We start from the raw sequence: 21,150 nt of genomic DNA on the forward strand, positions 1-21,150 counted from the left end.
TTCTTGACGACCATAGAGCATTGGAACCACCTGATCCCATCCCGAACTCAGTAGTGAAACGATGCATCGCCGATGGTAGTGTGGGGTTTCCCCATGTGAGAGTAGGTCATCGTCAAGATTAAATTCCAAAACCCCAATTGCGAAAGCAGTTGGGGTTTTGTTTTGGGCGGTCGAAAAGGCGCGCGTAAAAACTAACCCGCAACTCTGCCGCTACCCACCTCAATTACCCTTCGGTCAATTCAATACAAAGTGTTTCGTCATATTTGGTATGGTGCAGCAGCTTTTCCCAGGGACCGACTTTTCTACCGCAGGATGCGGCATCGCCCTTATTCAACGAGATGCTGTAGAAATGCCCGAAGCCATACCGATCAAAGACCACGAAAAAGAGCAGCGTCTGGTCAACAAGCGCCTGCTGGCCTGCGCAATACTGGTGCTTGGCATCACCTGCGCCCTGGCCGCCCGCATGTATTTCCTGCAAGTGGTGGAGTTCGACTATCACTCCACCATCTCCGAAAACAACCGTGTCCACGTCCTGCCCATCACTCCGACCCGCGGACTGATCTATGACCGTAACGGTGTGGTCCTTGCCGATAACCGTCCCAGTTACAACCTGACCATCACCCGCGAACGGGCTACCGACCTGAAAGGGGAGCTGGACTCGATTATCGCTCTGCTGCACCTGCCAGCCGAAGACCGCGCCGTCTTCGACAAGGCCCTGAAGCAAGCGCGCCACCCGTTCGTGCCCGTGACGTTGTTCTATGAGCTGACTGAAGAGCAGATCGCCATACTGGCCGTCAACGAATTCCGCCTGCCCGGCGTGGATGTCGAGCCGCAATTCGTGCGGCACTACCCACTGGGTGCACATTTTGCGCATTCCATTGGTTACGTGGGGCGCATCAACGAGAAAGAGTCCAAGGAGCTGGATTCGGTCGAGTACCGTGGCACGCAGTCGATTGGTAAAACCGGCATCGAGCGCTTCTATGAGTCGCAGTTGCACGGCCATGTGGGTTATGAAGAGGTCGAGACCAATGCCCAGGGCCGAGTCCTGCGGGTGCTCAAGCATACCGACCCGGTCCCCGGCAAAAACATCGTCCTGAGCCTGGATATCAAGCTCCAGGAAGCCGCCGAAGAAGCCCTGGGTGATCGTCGCGGTTCAGTCGTGGCCCTCGACCCGCAAACTGGCGAAGTCCTGGCGATGGTCAGCAAACCCAGCTTCGATCCCAACTCGTTCGTCACCGGCATCAGTTTCAAGGAGTATGCCGCGTTGCATGATTCCCTCGACCGCCCCTTGTTCAACCGGGTGCTGCGCGGTTTGTATGCGCCGGGCTCGACGATCAAGCCGGAAGTGGCTATCGCCGGTCTCGACAGCGGCGTGGTCACCGCCCAGACCCGGGTCTTCGACCCCGGCTACTACCAACTGCCGGACTTTGATCACAAATACCGCAACTGGAACCACAGTGGTGATGGCTGGGTAGATATGGACGCCGCCATCATGCGTTCCAACGACACCTACTTCTACGACCTGGCCCACAAGCTGGGGATCGACCGCCTGCACGACTACATGGCCGAATTCGGTCTCGGGCAGAAAGTCTCCCTGGATATGTTCGAAGAATCCGCCGGCCTGATGCCGTCCCAGGCCTGGAAGCGTGCAACCCGTCGCCAGCCCTGGTTCCCGGGTGAAACCGTGATTCTCGGCATCGGCCAAGGCTACATGCAGGTCACTCCGTTGCAACTGGCCCAGGCCACGGCGCTGATCGCCAACAAGGGCGTGTGGAATCGCCCGCACTTGGCTAAAACCATCGACGGCGTGCCGCCAGCGGACGAAAACCCTATGCCCAATATCGTCCTCAAGAACCCGCGCGACTGGGATCAGGTCAACCACGGCATGCAAATGGTGATGCACGACCCGCGCGGGATTGCCCGGGCGTCGGCCGCCGGTGCGCAGTACCGGATCGCGGGCAAGAGTGGTACCGCGCAGGTGGTGGCAATCAAGCAGGGCGAGCGCTACAACCGCCTGAAGACCCGCGAGCGCAACCGCGACAACGCATTGTTCGTCGGTTTCGCCCCGGCCGAGCACCCCAGGATCGTGATTTCAGTGATGATTGAAAACGGCGAGGCGGGCGGCCGCGTGGCAGGCCCGGTGGTGCGCCAGATCATGGATGCCTGGTTGCTCGATCAACAAGGCCACCTGAAACCGCAGTACGCCACGCCGGCCAAGACATCGGGCGACCCTCGTGTCTAACGCCAGTATCGTCAAGCTGTCTTGGGCGAGGTTTCGCTGGGTAGATAAGCAATTGCATTTAGCCGCAGTCTGCGCAGATAATGAGATGAATTATCATTAACGTGCTTGGCTGCCCGCGTGTCTACTCCTACCGATCCCAAGGTCCTTCTGGCAACGCTTTATGACGACAACCATCGCTGGTTGCGCGCCTGGTTGTATCGTCAGCTCAAGTGCCCGCAAGATGCGGCGGACCTGACCCAGGACACGTTTATCCGCATTCTGGACGCGCGCCAGCTCCATCAACTCGATGAGCCCCGCGCGTTTCTCAGTACCGTGGCGCGCCGCTTGTTGTTCAGCTTCTGGCGGCGCAAGCGGTTGGAGCAGACCTACCTCGACAGCCTGGCGCAGTTGCCGCACGCCTATACCCCTTCGGAAGAAGACCTGGCCCTGGTGCGCGAAGCGTTAGAAAGCATCGACCGCCTGCTCAACGGCCTACCGCCGCGTGTCCGGCAAATCTTTATGCTCAATCGCCTCGAAGGCTTGTCGCAGCCCGTCATCGCCCAGCAGTTGAGCGTGTCGCTGGCCACGGTAGAGCGCGATCTGCGCCGGGCTTTCCTGCATTGCCTGGCCGAGTCGGCGGACCTGACATGAGTTACCCCAAGGTGGACGCCACCACTCGCGCCGCCGTGGATTGGCTGCTACGCCTTGAGGCTGGGGATGACGACCCTGTGCTGCGCCAAGCCTTCGAAACCTGGCTGCGGGCCAACCCCCAGCACACCGTTGCCTGGCAGCGTGTGGGCAGTTTGCTGCAGCAGCCGATTGCTGATTTGCAGCGCGTCGAAGCTCGCAGTCCCGGCCAATTGCGCGCCGTTACCCAGGCCCTGGCGACGCCGGATTCCGAATCGCGGCGCAAGGTGCTGCGCGGTGGCCTGGCCCTGGTGTTGTTCGGTGTCAGCGGTGCGGCGATCTTTGATCGCGCCCAGCCGCTCAATGGCCTGTGGGCCGACCGCCACACCGCCACCGGTGAGCGCAAGACTTTCGCTTTGGCCGATGGCAGCCGCCTGAGTCTCAATGCCCGCAGTTCGGTGGACATCCACTTCAGTGACAGCCGTCGCCTGGTGCGCCTGCGTGAGGGCCAAGTGTTCGTGGACGTCGCCGCCGACCCGCGCCGGCCGTTTGTGATCGCCACCGCCCAGGGCGAAGTCCAGGCCCTGGGCACGCAATTCATGGTGCGCCAGGAGGCCACCGGCAGCCTGACCTCGGTGCAATTGCACAGCGTCCAGGTCACCACGCTCGGCGGCAGCCAGCGCCGTGTAGAGGCGGGGGAGGCGGCGTGGTTCAGCGATGTCGATGTGCGCCCGGTACCGCTCTCGGTACTCAGCCGCACGGACTGGCGCGACGGTCGCGTGGATATCCGTGATGAGCCCCTGGGCCTGCTGATCGACGCCCTGCGGCCGTATCGCCGGGGCGTGCTGCGGGTCAGTGAGCAAGCCGCAAAAGTACGCGTCTATGGCGTGTACCCACTGGATGATCCGGAGCAAACCCTGGAGTCGCTGGCCCAGACCTTCCCTCTGCGCATCAGTCACTACGGCCCCTGGTTGACCCTGATTGACGTGCGCTGAGCAGCCAATGGGAATTATTTTCACTCAGCGTGAGGGGGGCGCCGATCTCGCGAGTCAAGGTTAGGGAACGCCAACCTGACAATGAGCATCCTCACCCTATGGCACCCTCGATGATCCGTCCCTGCCTGTTGACCCTGGCCGTAACCCTGGCTGTGGTCGGCCACCCCGTGGCCGCCCTGGCCGATACGGCCGCCAGCACCCAGCAATATTTCAATCTGCCCGCTGCAGCCCTCGGCGATAGCCTGAGCCGGCTGTCGCGGGAAAGCGGACGCACGCTGTCGGTCAGCCCGGCCTTGCTGCAAGGCCGCCGCGCGCCGGCGTTGCAGGGCCAATACAGCCCCGAGCAGGCCGCGCAACACTTGCTGACCGGCAGCGGCCTGGGCCTGACCGTCACCGACAATGGCACCTGGAGCCTGTACCTGCTGCCCGAAGGCGGCGCCTTGAACCTTGGCGCCACCACCGTCACCGGCCTGGTCGCGGAAGATGCCTGGGGCCAGGTGGATGGCTATGTGGCCACTCGCAGCGCCACGGCCACCAAGACCGATACACCGATCCTGGAGATCCCGCAGACCGTCAACGTGGTCACCGCCGACCAGGTCAAGGTCCAGGGCGCACGCAACCTGACCCAGTCCCTGCGCTACACCCCAGGCGTCGACACCAACGGCTACACCGACCGCAACACCATCGCCGACGAGCTGACCAGCCGTGGCTTCGCGCCCACCTTGTTGTATCTCGATGGCGCTTATCTGCCTTACGCCGGCAGCCTCGGTGGTGCGCCACAGATTGATCCCTACACCCTGGAACGCATTGAAGTGCTCAAGGGCCCGGCCTCAGTGCTGTTTGGGCAGAACCAGCCGGGCGGCATGATCAATCTGGTGTCCAAGCGGCCCACCACTGAAGCCCGGCACCAGGTCAAGTTCGGCGTGGGCAGTTACGACCGGGTCAATGGCGCTCTCGATTTCAGCGGCCCCCTCGATGAGGCAAAAACCTTGAGCTACCGTCTGATCGGCCTGGTCCGCGACGGTAACGAGATGGTCGACCATGCCACCGACAGCCGCACCTTGCTGGCCCCCAGCCTGACCTGGGCGCCCACGGATGACACCGCCCTGACGATCTATGCGCAGATCCAACGTGACAAATCCCTGGCCGACTACCAGGCGTTGCCGGCCATCGGCACCCTGTACCGCAACTCCAAAGGCCAGCATATCGACCGCGATACCTTCCTCGGCGACTCCGACTGGAACAACTATATTCGCGATCAGTATGTGCTGGGCTATGACTTCTCCCATGCCTTCAACGACAACCTGGAATACCGCCAGACCGCGCGATTTACCGACGTCAACGACCGCTACAAAGGTTTCTACCTGAACCGCTTCGTCGAGCTGCCCGATGGCAGCACCGACGACACCCGCGCCAGCCGCACCAAGCTCGACTGGCGCCAACACAACAGCGCCTACACCCTCGATAACAACCTGCAGGCCAAGTTCGCCACCGGTGCCCTGGAACACACCTTGCTGGTGGGCTTCGATCACCGCGAGTTCACCCGTAAATATCAGGGCTACAACCTTTACGGCGCAGAAATCATCGACCTCTACCAGCCGTCCAACTACCACACCTTTGGCCAGCCGCAACTGACCACCAAGTGGAACAACACGGTCAAGCAGACCGGCCTCTATGCCCAGGACCAGATCAAGTTCGACCGTTTCATCCTCACCATGGGCCTGCGTGAAGACTGGGCCGAAGTGATCAATCGCGACCTGCTGGACCACAGCACGGTGTCGCAGAAAGACAAGCAGCTCACGCGTCGCGTCGGCCTGACTTACCTCACCGACTTCGGCCTGGCGCCCTACGTCAGTTATGCCGAGTCGTTTCTGCCCAGCGTCGGCCGGCTGGCCCCGGCGCGTGGCGGCGGCGCCTATAAACCGGTGGAGGGCGAGCAGTATGAGGCAGGCCTCAAATACCAGCCCAACGACCAGTCGCTGCTGACCTTGTCGGTGTTCCAGATCAAACAGAAAAACGTCCTGACCGGCGATCTGATCTATCGCGAATACCAGTTGCAGGAGGGCGAAGTGCGCTCGCGGGGCGTGGAATTTGAAGGCAAGGCCCGGTTTGGCCAGGTGGAGTTGATCAGTGCGCTGTCGTACCTGGACGCGATCTATACCAAGAGCAACTACGGCGACGAGGGCAACCGCAGCGAGGCGCAGGCGCCGTGGAGCGCCAGTGCCTGGGCCGACTACCACTTTGCCAGCGATGCCCTGGCCGGCCTGACCGTAGGCGGTGGTGCGCGGTATACCGGGAAGAAGTACGGCGACTCGGCCAACACCTTCAAGACCCCGTCGTTCGTGGTCTTTGACGCCACCGTCAGCTACGACCTGAGCCGCGTCAGCCCCACATTCAAGGGCGCCGAAGCCAGCCTCAACGTGCAGAACCTGTTTGACCGCGAGTACGTCTCGTCCTGCAACTACTCCTTTGGCTGCTATTACGGCCAGGAGCGCACCGCGTCCCTGGTCGTGTCCTACGATTGGTGAGCTACTTGATCACCACCGGATTCACCGGCGCGCCGCTGCCACCGACAATCTTCAACGGCGCGGCGGTGTAGAGGAACTTCCACTGGCCGTCGTCGGCACAATCGGCGGCCAGATCCTCCAGCAGCACGATCTCGGTAAAGGCGATGCCGAGGTTGCGCATCAGCGCGCAATGCAATGGAATCTGCACCCCCGACACCGGATCGGTGATCACCTCATTGGCGATGGTGTCGGTCACCAGGTTGGGGATTTCCATGGCGTGGAACCACTCCACCAGTTCCCGGCTGTAGGTCAGGCCAGGCTCCACCAGGTCCTTGAAGAACTCGGTCTTGCCATACTCGTAGAACGCGCCCATGGAGCCGGTACGGATGATCAGGATGTCGCGTTTTTCGATGGTCACCCCCTGGGCCTTGGCGGCGGCCAGCAAGTCCAGGTGGTTGAAGGTTTCGCCACGGCCCAGGTATTTCTTGCCGCGATGGCGGGCCATGTCGATCAACACCGCACGCCCGACCACGCCGCGCTCGGCAATCGCCAGCACACTGGCCTTGGCCATGCCGCCGACGGTGCTCATGGCGTCGTAGCCGTTCCACAGTTGATTGTCGTACCAGGCATGCCCGAGGGCGTCGTACTGGGTCGAGCCTTGCAACTGCATGAAGATCACATCGTCGCAATACGCCGCGCCGCCGGTCATTTCGGGTTGCTTGCCGAAGTGATAGTGGCTGTGATCCAGGGTATTGAAGCGCATCGACGGGTTGCGCGCCGGCCACATCGGGTCACCGCCCGGATGGCCGATCTGTACTTGCAGGGTGAAGGTCTTGCCCTGGCGCACCGAAGCGACACCGCGCAGTACTTCGGCTTCGGTCAGGTAGTTGAGGGCGCCGACTTCATCGTCCGGTCCCCATTTGCCCCAGTTCTTGGGCAGGCCTTCGAGTAATTGCCTGGTGTTCGGTTCGTTCTTGTTATGTAAGTCACACATATCGACTCCGATCCCTTTGGTCGTTGAGTTACACGCAGCGCCCACCGTCGACTTCAAGGCAGGTGCCGGTGATAAAGGCCGCTTCGTCCGAGGCCAGGTACAGGCAGGCATTGGCCACGTCTTGCGGGGTGGAAAAACGTCCCAGGGGGATGGTCGCCATGAACTTCTGGCGGTTTTCCGGGGTGTCCGGCACGCCCATGAACTCACTGAGCAACGCGGTTGCGCCGACCACCGGGTTCACGCAATTGACGCGGATATTGTCCGGCCCCAGCTCCGCCGCCATGGTTTTGCTCATGACCACCACCGCACCCTTGCTGCCGTTATACCAGACCAGTCCCGGGCGCGGGCGGATCGCTGCGGTCGAGGCAATATTGACGAACACGCCGCCGCCCTGGCCGCGAAAATGCGGCACAAAATGCCTGGCGCTGAGGAAGATGCTTTTGACGTTGACCGCGAACACTCGGTCGAACTCGGCCTCGTCCACTTCCAGCATCGGCCGGTTGCGGTGGGTGGTGCCGGCGTTGTTGATGACGATATCCAGCGCGCCGAATTGCTCCAGGGTGGCGCGCAGCAGCGCGCCCACGCTTTCGTCGTTGGCCACATTGACCTCAACGAAATGGGCATGGCCGCCGCTGGCGGCGATCTCATTGACCACCCGCTGGCCGCCGGTGGCGTTCATGTCGGCGACGATAACCCGCGCACCCTGTTGGGCAAAGGTCTTGGCGATGCCTTCACCAAACCCGGAGCCGGCGCCGGTGACGATGGCGACTTTGTTTGCTAGACGCATGGAGTGTGCTCCTTTCTTGTTGTTGTAATGGCTTAGCCGTGTTTGATCGCAATGGTCTTCAAGGTGGTAAACCCCAGCAGGGCCTCGAAGCCTTTTTCCCGGCCATAACCGCTGGCCTTGACGCCGCCGAAGGGCAGTTCAACCCCGCCGCCGGCCCCGTAGTTGTTGATAAACACCTGGCCGCAGCGCAGCTTGCGCGCCAGGCGCATCTGCCGGGCGCCATCGCGGGTCCACACGCCGGCGACCAGGCCGAATTCGGTGCCGTTGGCCAGGCGGATGGCCTCGGCTTCATCGTCAAAGGGCATCACGGCTAACACCGGGCCGAAGACCTCCTCTCGGGCCAGGCGGCTGTCGGGCGGCACATCGCGAAACAGCACTGCTTCCTGGAAGTAACCGCCACTGCCGGCTTCGGCCACCACCTGGCCGCGGGCGGCTACGGTGATCCCGGCCTGTTCGGCCTCGCGCACGAACTCACGTACCTGGCGTTGCTGCTTCTGGTTGATCAGCGGGCCCATATCCAGGTCCAGCGCCGAAGGCCCGGTGCGCAGTTCGCGAAAGCGCTGGCTGAGTTGCTCCACCAGGGCCTCATAGATGCTGCGTTCCACCAACAACCGGCTGCCCGCCGAACAGGTCTGCCCGCAGTTCTGCACAATGGCGTTGACCAGCACCGGCAAGGCTTCGTCCAGGTCGGCATCGGCGAATACCAGTTGCGGCGATTTCCCGCCCAGCTCCAGGGTCACCGGGCAGTGCCGCTCAGCAGCGGCCTTGGACACCGCCGTGCCGGTCGTGGTGGAACCGGTAAACGAAATGTGATCAATCCCCGGATGGCTGCACAACGCCGCGCCGGCCTCGTAGCCGTAGCCAGTCACCACATTGATCGCGCCGGCCGGGAAGCCCACCTCGGCGGCAATCTGCGCCAGGCGCAGCAACGACAGGCTGGCATCCTCCGCCGGCTTGACCACACAGGCATTGCCTGCCGCCAAGGACGCACCGACGCTGCGCCCGAAGATCTGCATCGGGTAGTTCCACGGGATGATATGCCCGGTCACCCCATGGGGCTCGCGCACCGTCAGTACCGTGTAGCCGTTTTGATAGGGCAGGGTCTCGCCGTGCAACTTGTCGGCCGCACCGGCGTAATACTCGAAGTAACGGGCGAGGGCGGTGGCATCGGCCCGTGCCACTTTCAGCGCCTTGCCAGTGTCCCGCGCCTCGATCTGCGCCAGCTCTTCGTGATGCGCTAACACCGCTGCGCCCAGCCTGGCCAGCAGGCGGCTACGCTCCAGTGCCGACAACGAGCCCCATGGCCCGTCGAAGGTCTCGCCCACGGCCAGGCGCGCGGCGCTGACAGCGGCCTCGATATTGGCAGCGGTGCCACGGGCGATGCTGGAGTAGGTTTCGCCACTGCTGGGGTCGATCACCGGGATGTCTTCCAGGGATGTCGAGGCCTGCCATTGGTTGGCGATGTAATGTGCGTTGATCATGTTCAGCTCCTGTTCCCGGCGATGCATTCGGCGATGGCCACGCCCACTTCAATCGTACTGGCGCTGCCGCCCATTTCCCGGGTGCGCGGGCCTTGCGCAAGCACCGTCTCGATGGCTGAGACAATGGCTGCTGCGGCCTCTTGGTAAAGCGGGTCGCCATTGCCCAGATGCTCGATCATCAATGCGGCCGACCAGATCTGTCCGATGGGGTTGGCCACGCCCAGCCCGGCAATGTCCGGTGCCGAACCGTGTACCGGCTCGAACAGCGACGGGTAGCGCCGCTCGGGGTTGAGGTTGGCCGACGGCGCAATACCGATGGTGCCGGTGCAGGCCGGGCCGAGGTCGGAGAGGATGTCGCCAAACAGGTTGGAGGCCACCACCACGTCAAACCAGTCCGGGTGCTGCACAAAGTGTGCGCAGAGGATGTCGATGTGGAATTTGGCGGTCTTGACGTCTGGGTAGCGCTGGGCGATCAGGTTCACCCGCTCGTCCCAGAACGGCATGGTGATGGAGATACCGTTGGATTTGGTGGCGGCCACCAGGTTCTTGCGCGGTCGCTGCTGGGCCAGCTTGAAGGCATAGTCCACCACCCGGTCCACGCCTTCGCGGGAGAAGATCGACTCCTGTACCGCGATCTCACGCGGCGTGCCTTCCCACATCCGCCCGCCGACGCTGGAGTATTCGCCCTCGGTGTTTTCGCGCACCACGATAAAGTCGATATCCCCCGGCACACGGCCGGCGAGCGGGCAGGGCACGCCGGGCATCAGGCGCACCGGGCGAATGTTGACGTACTGGTCGAACTGACGGCGGATCTTCAGCAGCGACTCCCACACCGCCGTATGGTCGGCGATGATGTCCGGGGCGCCCACGGCGCCGAAGAAGATCGCGTCATGGCTACCGATCTGCTCGGCCCAATCATCCGGCATCATGGTGCCGTGGGCCAGGTAGTGTTCGCTGCACCAGGTAAAGTGATCGAACTCAAAGGCAATGCCGAAGCGCCGACTGACCGCCTGCAGTACGCGCAGGCCTTCGGGCACTACCTCGCGGCCGATACCGTCGCCGGGAATCACGGCAATCCGATGGGGGGGGCTGGTCGTGGAATTGGACACGCCGTGTCTCCTGTTTTTGTTGTTGTCAGTGAGGCGGGGACATTCTTGGCACAGGTGCCACGGTGGTGGAATTGCTGATTATGGAAGTGGCCTTCGCAAAATTCGAAGGCTCGCGGTTAGGCGCAGTGGCGGGCAGCGAGATAGTCGAATAACTCCAGGCTTGTAGGAGAAGGCTGTTCCTGGCGCATGCACAGGTACATCTGGCGGTCGGCCCACGGGTCGTCGATTTCGATAAAGCGCAAGGCCATTTCCTTGCGAAAGATCTGCACCGCGCCCTGGGGCAGCACGCCAACCCCTTGCCCGGCGGCAATCAGCCGGCACACGGCTTCAAAACTGCGCACCTGGATCCGCAGGCGCAACGGCATGCCAATCGCGGCGGCGGCTTCGGTGATCAGTGCGGTGATGGCGGCGTTGTCCTCCAGGCCGACGAAGTCATAGCCCAGCAAATCGGCAAAGCGCGCATGGCGCATCTTGAATGGATGATCATCGGGCACCAGCAGGCACAGGCGGTCCTGGCAGTAAGGGGCAAAGCGCAAGTCCTCGCCGCCCGGTTGGGTGGTGACGATGCCCACATCGGCCACGCCATCGCGCACCGCCTGCAGGATTTCACGGCTGCGCTCCTCGCGGATATCCAGGCGGATACCGGGATGTTGGGCGTTCCACTGGGTCAATTGGCTGGGCAGTTGCTGGCTCATCGCCGAACTGTTGGCATACAGGCACACGCGGCCGGTGGCGCCCTTGGCGTAGTCGGCGAGGTCCGCGTGCATCACATCCACTGCGCGCAAAATCGCCAACCCATGCTCGGCCAACACCTCGCCGGCCGCCGTGGGCGAGACGCCGGTGGAGGAGCGGTGCAACAGGGCGACCTTGAAGTGTTGCTCCAGCAACGACAGGCGCCGGCTGGCCGCAGACAGCGAGAGGTGCGACTGCTCGGCCGCCCGGGACAGGCTGCCGAGCTTGACCGTCTTGAGGAACAGCTCGATGGAAGTGAGATCGGGGGCCATGCCAGAGTCCTTGTGCGCGGTCTGTGAAAACTACGCAGTTGGGGCAGGACTGTCCAATCATCTGCCCCTCACACATTGGACATATGCTGTTGACTCAACTTTGGAGGCACCGCCGATCCCTTGTGGGAGCTGTCGAGCCCCGGCGAGGCTGCGATGGCGGCGGCACTACCAGCATTGATGGTGACTGACCCACCGCCATCGCAGCCTCGCCGGGCTCGACAGCTCCCACCTTTGACCTTTGCTACCTTGAGTAAAGTGCCGGTTAGAACTCGATGCTCGCCGACAGCTTGGCCACCCGTGGATCGCCCTGGGTCAGCTCAATGGCGCTTTACAAACTGGCTTGTGATGTACGACGTATCTGAAGGCCAGAAATTTCTATTAAGGCCTGATGGCGGATGCCGAGTAGAATCGCGCCCTGAAAGCGATTCCTGAGGTGCGGCAAGGTGGATTTACAGCAGGGTTTTGTCCTGACCCGGCATTGGCGCGACACCCCGGCGGGCACGGAGGTCAGCTTCTGGCTGGCGACCGACCAGGGGCCGCGGTATATCCGTCTACCGGTACAGCCTTCGGTGATGTTTATTCCGCTGGCCCACCGCGAGCACGCGCAACGGGTGCTCAAGGGCGAGCGCGACGTGGAACTGCGCCCGCTGCAACTGTGTGACTTCCACCACCGCCCGGTCCTGGGCCTTTATACCCGTCAGCATCGCCAGGCGATGGACCTGGAAAAACGCCTGCGCCAGGCCGGCGTGGATGTCTACGAAGGCGATGTGCGCCCGCCCGAGCGCTATATGATGGAGCGCTTCATCACCGCGCCGGTGGCATTTGACGGCACGCCCGGCGAGGGCGGGATGTTGCTGGAGGCGCAGATGAAGCCCGCGCCCGACTACCGCCCGGCATTGAAGCTGGTGTCGCTGGATATCGAAACCACCGCGCGCGGCGAGCTGTACTCCATCGCCCTGGAAGGTTGTGGCGAGCGCCAGGTGTACATGCTCGGCCCGCCGAACAAAACCTGCGCGGTGGATTTCAAGCTCGAATACTGCGACAGCCGTGCCCAACTGCTGGAGCGCCTCAACCAGTGGCTGGGGCAACACGACCCTGACGCGATCATCGGCTGGAACCTGGTGCAGTTCGACCTGCGGGTCCTCCACGAGCATGCCCAACGCCTTAACGTGCCATTGCTGCTCGGCCGTGGCGGCGAGGCCATGGCCTGGCGCGAGCACGGCAGCCGCAACCATTACTTCGCCGCCGCTGCCGGCCGGCTGATCATTGATGGTATCGAGGCCCTGCGTTCGGCGACCTGGACCTTTGAGTCATTCAGCCTGGAAAACGTCGCCCAGACCCTGCTGGGGGAAGGCAAGTCGATCGCAACGCCCTACCAGCGCATGGACGAGATCAACCGCATGTTCGCCGAGGACAAGCCCGCCCTGGCGCGCTATAACCTCAAGGACTGCGAGCTGGTGACGCGGATTTTCGCAAAGACCGAGCTGCTCAAGTTCCTTCTGGAGCGGGCCAGCGTCACCGGCCTGCCGGCGGATCGCAACGGTGGTTCGGTGGCGGCCTTCACCCACTTGTACATGCCGCTGATGCATCGCCAGGGCTTTGTCGCGCCCAACCTGGGGGACAAGCCGCCCCAGGCCAGCCCCGGCGGTTTTGTCATGGACTCGCGGCCGGGGCTGTACGAGTCGGTGCTGGTGCTGGACTACAAAAGTCTGTATCCGTCGATCATCCGCAGCTTCCTGATCGACCCCGTGGGCCTCATCGAAGGCCTGCGTCACCCCGACGACAGCGAGTCGGTGGAAGGCTTTCGCGGTGCGCGCTTTTCCCGCACCCGGCATTGCCTGCCGTCGATTGTGGCGCGGGTCTCCGAAGGCCGCGAGGTGGCCAAGCGCGAGCACAACGCACCGTTGTCCCAGGCCCTGAAGATCATCATGAATGCCTTCTACGGCGTGCTCGGTTCCAGCGGTTGTCGGTTTTTCGACACGCGGCTGGCGTCGTCGATCACCCTGCGCGGCCATCAGATCATGCGCCAGACCCGCGAGCTGGTCGAAGCCCAGGGTTATGAAGTGATCTATGGCGATACCGACTCCACGTTTGTCTGGCTCGGCAGTGCCCATTCCCAGGAGGATGCCACGCGCATCGGCCAGGACCTGGTACAACACGTCAACCAATGGTGGCGCGAACGCCTGCACAACGAATTCGGCCTGCAAAGCGCCCTCGAACTGCAATACGAAACCCACTTCAGCCGCTTCCTGATGCCGACCATTCGTGGGGCGGAGGAGGGCAGCAAGAAACGGTATGCCGGCTTGGTGAGCCGTGCCGATGGCAGTGAAGAGATTATCTACAAAGGCCTGGAGACTGTGCGTAGCGACTGGTCGCCCCTGGCCCGCCAATTCCAGCAGGAGTTGTACCAGCGCATCTTCCACCGCCAGCCCCACCAGGATTATGTGCGTGACTACGTGCGCCGCACCCTCAGTGGCGAGTTCGATGAGCTGCTGATCTACCGCAAACGCCTGCGCCGGCAACTGGGCGACTACGAGCGCAACGTGCCGCCCCATGTGCGGGCCGCGCGCCTGGCGGATGAATACAACGACCGCCAGGGCCGCCCACGGCAGTATCAGAACGGTGGCTGGATTCGCTACGTGATCACCGTCAACGGCCCCGAGCCCCTGGAAGTGCGCCAGGCGCCGATTGACTACGACCACTACGTCACCCGGCAATTGCAGCCGGTGGCCGATGCGATCCTGCCGTTTGTCGATGATGATTTCAGCACCCTGGTCGGTGGTCAGATGGGCTTGTTTTAACCCCGGGAAAACGTTTCACTCTGGACGCTGAGTCTCCAGGAGCAATGCCCATGTACACGCTCTACGGCACGCAAAGTTCTGGTTCATGCATCGTCGAAATCGCCCTGCAACGCTGCGGTGTGCCGTGGCAGCAGGTCGATGCCAGCCCCTGGGGTGATGGGGCGGGGATTGAGGCCCTTGGGCAGATCAACCCGCTGCGGCAGATCCCCACCCTGCAACTGCCCGACGGCAGCGTGTTGACGGAAAGCGCGGCGATCCTGATTCACCTGGGCCTGTCGTATCCGGCCAGCGATTTGCTGTCCGGTCACCGTGCGCAGATCATTCGCGGCCTGGTGTATATCGCCGCCAACTGCTACTCGGCGATCACCATCATCGACTACCCTCAACGCTTTCTCGCCGACGCCGACGAGACGGTGCAGGCGCAACTGATCGCGGGCACCCAGCAGAAACTGCACCGGACCTGGCAGGTATTTGCCGAGCAATTTGCCGGGCAACTCTTTACCCCGCAGGGGTTGCCCAATGCCCTGGGCATCATGGCGGCGGCGGTGTCCCGCTGGGAGGGTGTACGCGACGTCCTGCGACACTCCCACCCTGCATGCGCCCAGGCCCTGGCGCAGGTGGACGCCGACCCGCAGGTGGCCCCGGTGTTCGCCTGGCACTGGCCGGATTGGCCCGAGCAGTGAGCCTTGGCAATCAGAAGAAACAATGAGCCTCGAAGCACCTCGAGCCCTTGCGTCACGGGCGTCCTGGCCTACTCTTTCTGATAGTCGCGTAGGAATCATCCTTGAAATTGACTGTCGCAGACATGAAACTCAAAAACTCTGCATGGAATTGGAAGGAGGTACGCATGCTCGTCCGGTCGCTGACCCTGGCTACCTTGATGGCGTTTACGGGGCCGTTGTTGGCTGCGGATAACCGAGGCCCGCTGGAACAGGATCAAGGCAAATTCCGCCCGCTGATCGTGATTGCACCCAGCTCCATAGACCCGACTCAGGTCCAGCTCAAGAAAGATCTTGAACAGCCTGAGAACAAACAGAAGTTCACAGAGCGCAACATGGTGCTCTACACCGTGAACTACACGAGCATCGGCACCGTCGGCCAGCGTGACGGCAAGGACCTCGGCGCCCAGGACACCAATGCGTTGATCCGCGCCTTGAAGCTGGGGGCCAGTGCCGGCACCAAAGTAATCCTGGTGGGCAAGGACGGTGAGAAGAAAGTCGAAAAGACCGTGCCACCCGATACCCTTGACCTTGCAGAGTTCTTTGCGGCTGTCGACAAGATGCCCATGGCAGAAAAAGAAGCCGCCGCCCCCGCCGAGCCTGAACCCGCCGCCCCGGCACCGAGCAAGCCTGGCGCCAAAGCCAAGCCTGGCAAGCACGCGCCGCAACCGCTGGAAGATTGATGCTCCTCGCTGGCGCCTCCTATAGGGGAGGGGCCAGCGAACCCTACCAGTCGTATGCCACTTGCAGGCATTGCGCCATGAAGCATATGATAACCGTTATCATTTACGGCTTAACTTCTGCGCGCGCCCTCCATGCCCCCGACCCCTGCGACAAGCCCTACTGACCTGGCCACGCTGTATCAGCAGCAACATCGCTGGCTGCAGCACTGGCTGTGGCGTCGCCTGAACTGTTCGCAGAGCGCCGCCGACCTGGCCCAGGACACGTTCCTGCGTCTTCTGGCCAAGAACCAACCCCTTGAAGTCCAGGCGCCCCGCAGCTTTCTGGCGAAAGTCGCACAAAGCGTGTTGTCCAATCACTTTCGTCGGCAAAAGCTGGAAAAGGCCTACCTGCAAGCCCTGGCGCTGTTACCGGAAGACGTGGCGCCCAGCGCCGAAACGCAGTGGCTGCTCCTGGAAACCCTGATGGCCCTCGACGAAGTGCTCAGCCGCCTGGCATTACCGGTGCGCCAGGCCTTCCTCTGGTCGCAACTCGACGGCTTGAGCCACGGCGAGATTGCCGAGCGCCTGGGCACCAGCATCACCACGGTCAAGCGCTACATCGTCAAGGCCGGCGCCCAGTGCATTGTGCTCGACAGCCAGCGCCCATGAATTCGTTGCCCCTGACCCTGGAAGCCGCCGAGCAGGCCATGCACTGGCAGTTGGAGTTGCAGGCGCCGGATGTCACCGAACAGACCCGCGCCCAGTGGCTGGCGTGGCGCCAATTGGATCCGCTCAACGAGCAGGCCTGGCAGCATTCCCAGCGATTTTTCCAGCGTATGCACGAGGTGCGCGACCCGGCACATCAGGCGCTGGTCAGCGCCACCCTGTCGCCGGCGATATCCCGGCGTCGGGTGATTAAAAACCTGGCCCTGTTGCTGGCGGCCGGCAGTGTGGCGTGGACCGCCCGGGACGCCGGCCTGCTGCAACCCTGGACCAGCGATTTCAGCACCTCGGTCGGTGAGCAATGGCGCATCGAACTGGCGGACAACAGCGAAATCCAGCTCAATACCGACACCGCCGTCGATGTGAATTACCGCCCCGACCAGCGCCAGATCCATCTGTTGCGCGGGGAGATCATGGTGCTGCCCAACCCGTTGGACGCCCGCCCGCTGTGGGTGAAAACCGCCGAAGGGCTGATCCATGTCACAGGCGGGCGCTTCAGCGTGCGCCAGCGTGAGGGTTTTACCCAGTTGGGGGCTGACCAGCAGCCGCTGGCGGCGCAGATTCCAGCGCGCAACCTGAGCCTGCAACCCGGCGAAATCATCAGCTTTGACCCGCAGACCCTGCTGGCGCGGCGCCCCCAGCGCTCCGGCGAACTGGCCTGGAGCCGCGGCATGATCGTCGCTGAGGGCCTGCGTCTGGAAGATTTCCTCAAGGAACTGAGCCGCTACCGGCGCGGGCATCTGGACTGTGACCCGAGCGTGCGCGAACTGCGGGTGTCCGGCACCTATCCACTGGCCGACACCGACCGCATTCTGGTGGCGCTGCAACAGACCCTCAAGCTGGATGTGCAGCATTTCACGCGCTTATGGGTGACGTTGAAACCGCGGCGGGCGCAGGTATGAATTTATTTCGCATGCAGGTGGTCCGTTTCCGAATCTCACGAGACTTATATCCCCAGACACTCACTTATCTGGGGAACAGGGCATGCACCCGCAACGCACCATCCGGGCAACACTGAAAAAATCACTGGCCGTTGCCGTCGTCCGTGGCATCGCCAGCTTCGGCGTGGCTGCGCCGCTGCTGTTGGCGCCGGCCTGGGCCATGGCCGCGCCACAGCAGGAGTTCGATATTGCCCCAGGCTCACTGGCCGGCGCGTTGAACCAGTTTGGCCAGGCTGCGCAGATCCTGCTGTCCTACCCGGCCGCGCTCACGCAAGGGCAGACCAGCCCGGGCCTGCAAGGGCGGCATGATCTCGACAGCGGCCTGGCGATCCTGCTCAGTAACAGCTCGTTGCAAGCCGTGCGCGGCAGTGGCGGTAACTATTCCCTGGAGCCCCGGCCTACCGACGGCGCATTGCAACTGGGTACCGTGTCGATCTCCGGCAAGGCGCCGGGGTCGACCACCGAAGGCACCGGTTCCTACACCACGCAGTCGTCCAGCAGCTCCACCCGCCTGAACCTGACCCCGAGGGAAACCCCGCAATCGCTGACCGTCATGACCCGCCAGCGCCTGGATGACCAGCGCCTGACCAACCTGTCGGATACCCTGGATGCCACCCCCGGCATCATCGTGTTGCGTGATGGTCTGGGGTCGGAAAGCGATAGCTATTTCTCCCGTGGTTTCCAGATCCAGAACTTCGAAATCGACGGCGTGCCTACCGTTACACGCATGGACAACTACACCCAGAGCATGGCGATGTACGACCGGGTGGAGGTGGTGCGCGGCGCCACCGGTTTGATCAGCGGCATGGGCAACCCCTCGGCCACCATCAACCTGATCCGCAAGCGCCCGACGGCCGAGGCGCGGGCCAGTGTCACTGCTGAAGCGGGCAACTGGGACCGCTACGGCAGTGGCCTCGACGTGTCCGGCCCGCTGACCGAAACCGGCAACGTGCGCGGACGCGTGGTGGCCGACTACAAGACCGAACATGCCTGGGTCGACCGCTACAAGCAGCAGACCCAATTGCTGTACGGCATCACTGAATTCGATCTGACCGAAGACACCTTGTTGACCCTGGGCTTCAGCTACCTGCGTACCGACGTCGATGCCCCGGCGCGCTCCGGTTTACCTACGCGCTTTACCGACGGTTCGCGCAGCAACCTCAGCCGCTCCCTGAATACCGCGCCGGCCTGGTCCTATAACGACCATGAGCAGACCAGCTTCTTTACCTCCATCGAGCAGAAGTTCGACAGCGGCTGGAGCGCCAAGGCCGACTTCACCCATTCGCAAAACAAGTTCGATGAGGTGTTCAACTACGTCAACGGCAGCCTCAACAGCGATGGCAGCGGCACCACGCAGTTGCCGGTGCGCTTCTCCGGTACGCCGCGCCAGGACAACCTCGACCTGTACGCCACCGGGCCGTTCGACCTGCTGGGCCGCGAGCACGAGTTGATCGCCGGCGTGACTCTGTCCAAGTACAAGGAAAACGTGCCCAGCCATGGGGGCTGGAACTACGCGTATTCCGGCTCCCCGGCGGGCGCCATCGACAACCTGTTCAACTGGGACGGGCACTCGGCCAAGCCGGACTTCCCGGTGACCGGCAAATCCTCGGTGGATGAAAGCCAATACGCCGCCTACCTGAGCACCCGCCTGCGCATGACCGACGACCTGAGCGTGATCCTCGGCAGCCGTGTCATCGACTGGAAGCGCGAAACCGCAGACAGCCCCTACGGCGGTGTCGCCACCCGCACCGATGAGTCGGAAACCGGCGTGTACATTCCCTATGCCGGCGTGGTCTATGACCTGACCGACAACTGGTCGGCCTATGCCAGCTACACCAAGATCTTCAATCCCCAGGCCAGTTGGGTGCGCGATATCAACAACAAGGCCCTGGAACCCATGGAAGGCAAGGGCTACGAGTTGGGATTGAAGGGCAGTTTCTTCGACGAAAAACTCAACACCAGCCTGGCGCTGTTCAAGCTGGAACAGGACAACCTCGCGATCTGGATCGACACCCCGGGCGGCAATACTTATCGCAACGAGAAGGGCACCACTACCGAGGGCGTCGAGCTGGAACTCAACGGTGAGTTGGCTGAAGGCTGGCAAGCCTCCGCGGGCTACGCCTATGCGGTCAGTACCGATGCCGACGACAAACGCATCGTCACCACCTTGCCGCGCCAGAGCCTGAAAACCTTCACCACTTACCGTCTGCCGGGGGCCTTGAATAAAGTGACGGTTGGCGGCGGGGTGAACTGGCAGAGCAAGGTTGGCGAAGACCTGCACACATTCAGCCAGGGCAGCTACGCCATCACCAACCTGCTGCTGCGCTACGACGTGACGCCGCAGTTGAGTACGTCGGTCAACCTCAACAACCTGTTTGACCGTGAGTATTTCAGCTATGCCGGTAACCATGGGATGTATGGTGCGCCGCGCAACCTGATGACCAGCGTCAAGTACGACTTCTAGACCTGCCCACTATCCCCGGTGGGAGCAAGCCAGCTCCCACATTCGCATTGTGGTATGGCCAAAACTCTATGCCCGGCAGAGCCCCCCCCTGTGGGAGCGGGCTTGCCCGCGATAGCGGTAGTTCAGGCACCATTTCTGCTAGCTGACACACCGCCATCGCAGGCAAGCCAGCTCCCACATTCGCATTGTGGTGTGGCCAAAGCTCTATGCCCGGCAGAACCCCCCTGTGGGAGCGGGCTTGCCCGCGATAGCGGTAGTTCAGGCACCATTTCTGCTAGCTGACACACCACCATCGCAGTCAAGCCAGCTCCCACATTTGAACGGTGGTGTGGCCAAAACTCTATGCCCGGCAGAGCCCCCCCCTGTGGGAGCGGGCTTGCCCGCGATAGCGGCGGTTCAGGCACTATTGTTGGCGGCTGGTATACCGTCATCGCAGGCAAGCCAGCTCCCACCTTTGATTTGTGGTGTGGCCCAAGCTTCTGCCCAGACGCACACCCCCTGTGGGAGCGGGCTTGCCCGCGATAGCGGCGGTTCAGCCACTATTGTTGGCGGCTGGTATACCGTCATCGCAGGCAAGCCAGCTCCCACCTTTGATTTGTGGTGTGGCCCAAGCTTTTGCCCTGATGCACATCCCCTGTGGGAGCGGGCTTGCCCGCGATAGCGGCGGTTCAGCCACTATTTTTGGCGGCTGGCACACCGCGATCGCAGGCAAGCCAGCTCCCACCTTTGATTTGTGGTATGGCCCAAGCTTTTGCTCCGACGCACATCCCCTGTGGGAGCGGGCTTGCTCGCGATAGCGGCGGTTCAGCCACTATTTTTGGCGGCTGGTATACCGTCATCGCAGGCAAGCCAGCTCCCACCTCTGATTTGTGGTGTGGCCCAAGCTTTTGCCCTGATGCACATCCCCTGTGGGAGCGGGCTTGCCCGCGAAAGCAGTGGGTCAGTCAACATCAATGTTTGCTGGGCCGACGTCTTCGCGAGCAAGCCCGCTTGTATGGTTAGACTTGTAGGGGTGGTGGGACTAAAAGCCAGCATCTGACTCTAGCCAGTACAGACCGTGGGAGACTTCGCCCCACCCCTTCACCAAAGCGCCGATAAGGAATGCATCGGCCATG

At 62.6% G+C, this 21,150-nt stretch carries 15 protein-coding genes and 1 rRNA gene; 11 read left to right on the forward strand and 5 right to left on the reverse strand.

What is annotated here, in order from left to right; translation table 11 throughout:
* Positions 1–2: 2 nt before the first annotated feature.
* The 5 genes from rrf to JFT44_RS27975 all read left to right on the forward strand — a co-directional run bounded on the left by rrf (position 3) and on the right by JFT44_RS27975 (position 6,371).
* A 5S ribosomal RNA gene (gene rrf, locus JFT44_RS27955) occupies positions 3–118 on the forward strand.
* Positions 119–349: 231 nt separating this feature from the next.
* Complete coding sequence (gene mrdA / locus JFT44_RS27960; RefSeq protein ID WP_198831457.1) at positions 350–2,242, forward strand: penicillin-binding protein 2; 1,893 nt, start codon at positions 350–352, stop codon at positions 2,240–2,242.
* Positions 2,243–2,359: 117 nt separating this feature from the next.
* Positions 2,360–2,872: a sigma-70 family RNA polymerase sigma factor gene (locus tag JFT44_RS27965; protein WP_057439140.1), complete on the forward strand. Its 513-nt coding sequence runs from the start codon at positions 2,360–2,362 to the stop codon at positions 2,870–2,872.
* The gene (locus tag JFT44_RS27970; RefSeq protein ID WP_198831458.1) at positions 2,869–3,843 is read left to right on the forward strand and encodes a FecR family protein; all 975 of its coding nucleotides are present in this window, start codon (positions 2,869–2,871) and stop codon (positions 3,841–3,843) included. Before JFT44_RS27965 ends, JFT44_RS27970 begins: the two co-directional genes overlap by 4 nt.
* Positions 3,844–3,953: 110 nt before the next feature.
* On the forward strand, positions 3,954–6,371 hold the full coding sequence (locus tag JFT44_RS27975; protein ID WP_374068328.1) for a TonB-dependent siderophore receptor: 2,418 nt from the start codon (positions 3,954–3,956) through the stop codon (positions 6,369–6,371).
* Position 6,372: 1 nt separating this feature from the next.
* Here JFT44_RS27975 and JFT44_RS27980 read toward each other — a convergent pair whose 3' ends face one another.
* The 5 genes from JFT44_RS27980 to JFT44_RS28000 all read right to left on the reverse strand — a co-directional run bounded on the left by JFT44_RS27980 (position 6,373) and on the right by JFT44_RS28000 (position 11,725).
* Entirely contained in the window at positions 6,373–7,344 is a 972-nt protein-coding gene (locus JFT44_RS27980; protein ID WP_057439132.1) for a cyclase family protein, read from the reverse strand.
* 28 nt (positions 7,345–7,372) lie between these two features.
* Positions 7,373–8,131: an SDR family oxidoreductase gene (locus JFT44_RS27985; protein WP_057439131.1), complete on the reverse strand. Its 759-nt coding sequence runs from the start codon at positions 8,129–8,131 to the stop codon at positions 7,373–7,375.
* 32 nt (positions 8,132–8,163) lie between these two features.
* Positions 8,164–9,612: an aldehyde dehydrogenase family protein gene (locus JFT44_RS27990; RefSeq protein ID WP_198831460.1), complete on the reverse strand. Its 1,449-nt coding sequence runs from the start codon at positions 9,610–9,612 to the stop codon at positions 8,164–8,166.
* Positions 9,613–9,614: 2 nt separating this feature from the next.
* The gene (locus JFT44_RS27995; RefSeq protein WP_198831461.1) at positions 9,615–10,721 is read right to left on the reverse strand and encodes a tartrate dehydrogenase; all 1,107 of its coding nucleotides are present in this window, start codon (positions 10,719–10,721) and stop codon (positions 9,615–9,617) included.
* A gap of 116 nt (positions 10,722–10,837) precedes the next feature.
* Positions 10,838–11,725 (reverse strand): LysR family transcriptional regulator, encoded by an 888-nt coding sequence (locus JFT44_RS28000; RefSeq protein ID WP_198831462.1) that lies wholly within the window; start codon positions 11,723–11,725, stop codon positions 10,838–10,840.
* 443 nt (positions 11,726–12,168) lie between these two features.
* Between JFT44_RS28000 and JFT44_RS28005 the strand changes: the two genes are divergently transcribed.
* The 6 genes from JFT44_RS28005 to JFT44_RS28030 all read left to right on the forward strand — a co-directional run bounded on the left by JFT44_RS28005 (position 12,169) and on the right by JFT44_RS28030 (position 20,035).
* Positions 12,169–14,526 (forward strand): DNA polymerase II, encoded by a 2,358-nt coding sequence (locus tag JFT44_RS28005; RefSeq protein WP_198831463.1) that lies wholly within the window; start codon positions 12,169–12,171, stop codon positions 14,524–14,526.
* Positions 14,527–14,576: 50 nt separating this feature from the next.
* Positions 14,577–15,209 (forward strand): glutathione S-transferase, encoded by a 633-nt coding sequence (locus JFT44_RS28010; RefSeq protein WP_198831464.1) that lies wholly within the window; start codon positions 14,577–14,579, stop codon positions 15,207–15,209.
* A gap of 164 nt (positions 15,210–15,373) precedes the next feature.
* The gene (locus JFT44_RS28015; RefSeq protein ID WP_169961256.1) at positions 15,374–15,928 is read left to right on the forward strand and encodes a DUF4174 domain-containing protein; all 555 of its coding nucleotides are present in this window, start codon (positions 15,374–15,376) and stop codon (positions 15,926–15,928) included.
* 132 nt (positions 15,929–16,060) lie between these two features.
* Entirely contained in the window at positions 16,061–16,576 is a 516-nt protein-coding gene (locus JFT44_RS28020) for a sigma-70 family RNA polymerase sigma factor (RefSeq protein WP_115127900.1), read from the forward strand.
* Positions 16,573–17,532: a FecR domain-containing protein gene (locus JFT44_RS28025; RefSeq protein WP_198831465.1), complete on the forward strand. Its 960-nt coding sequence runs from the start codon at positions 16,573–16,575 to the stop codon at positions 17,530–17,532. Before JFT44_RS28020 ends, JFT44_RS28025 begins: the two co-directional genes overlap by 4 nt.
* Positions 17,533–17,614: 82 nt before the next feature.
* Positions 17,615–20,035 carry a TonB-dependent siderophore receptor gene (locus tag JFT44_RS28030; RefSeq protein WP_198831466.1) on the forward strand — a complete coding sequence of 807 codons (2,421 nt, stop codon included), beginning with the start codon at positions 17,615–17,617 and terminating at the stop codon, positions 20,033–20,035.
* Positions 20,036–21,150: the final 1,115 nt, after the last annotated feature.

Origin of the sequence: Pseudomonas sp. MF5691 (genome assembly GCF_016405645.1) — a bacterium.
In the GTDB taxonomy this organism is placed as follows: domain Bacteria; phylum Pseudomonadota; class Gammaproteobacteria; order Pseudomonadales; family Pseudomonadaceae; genus Aquipseudomonas; species Aquipseudomonas shahriarae.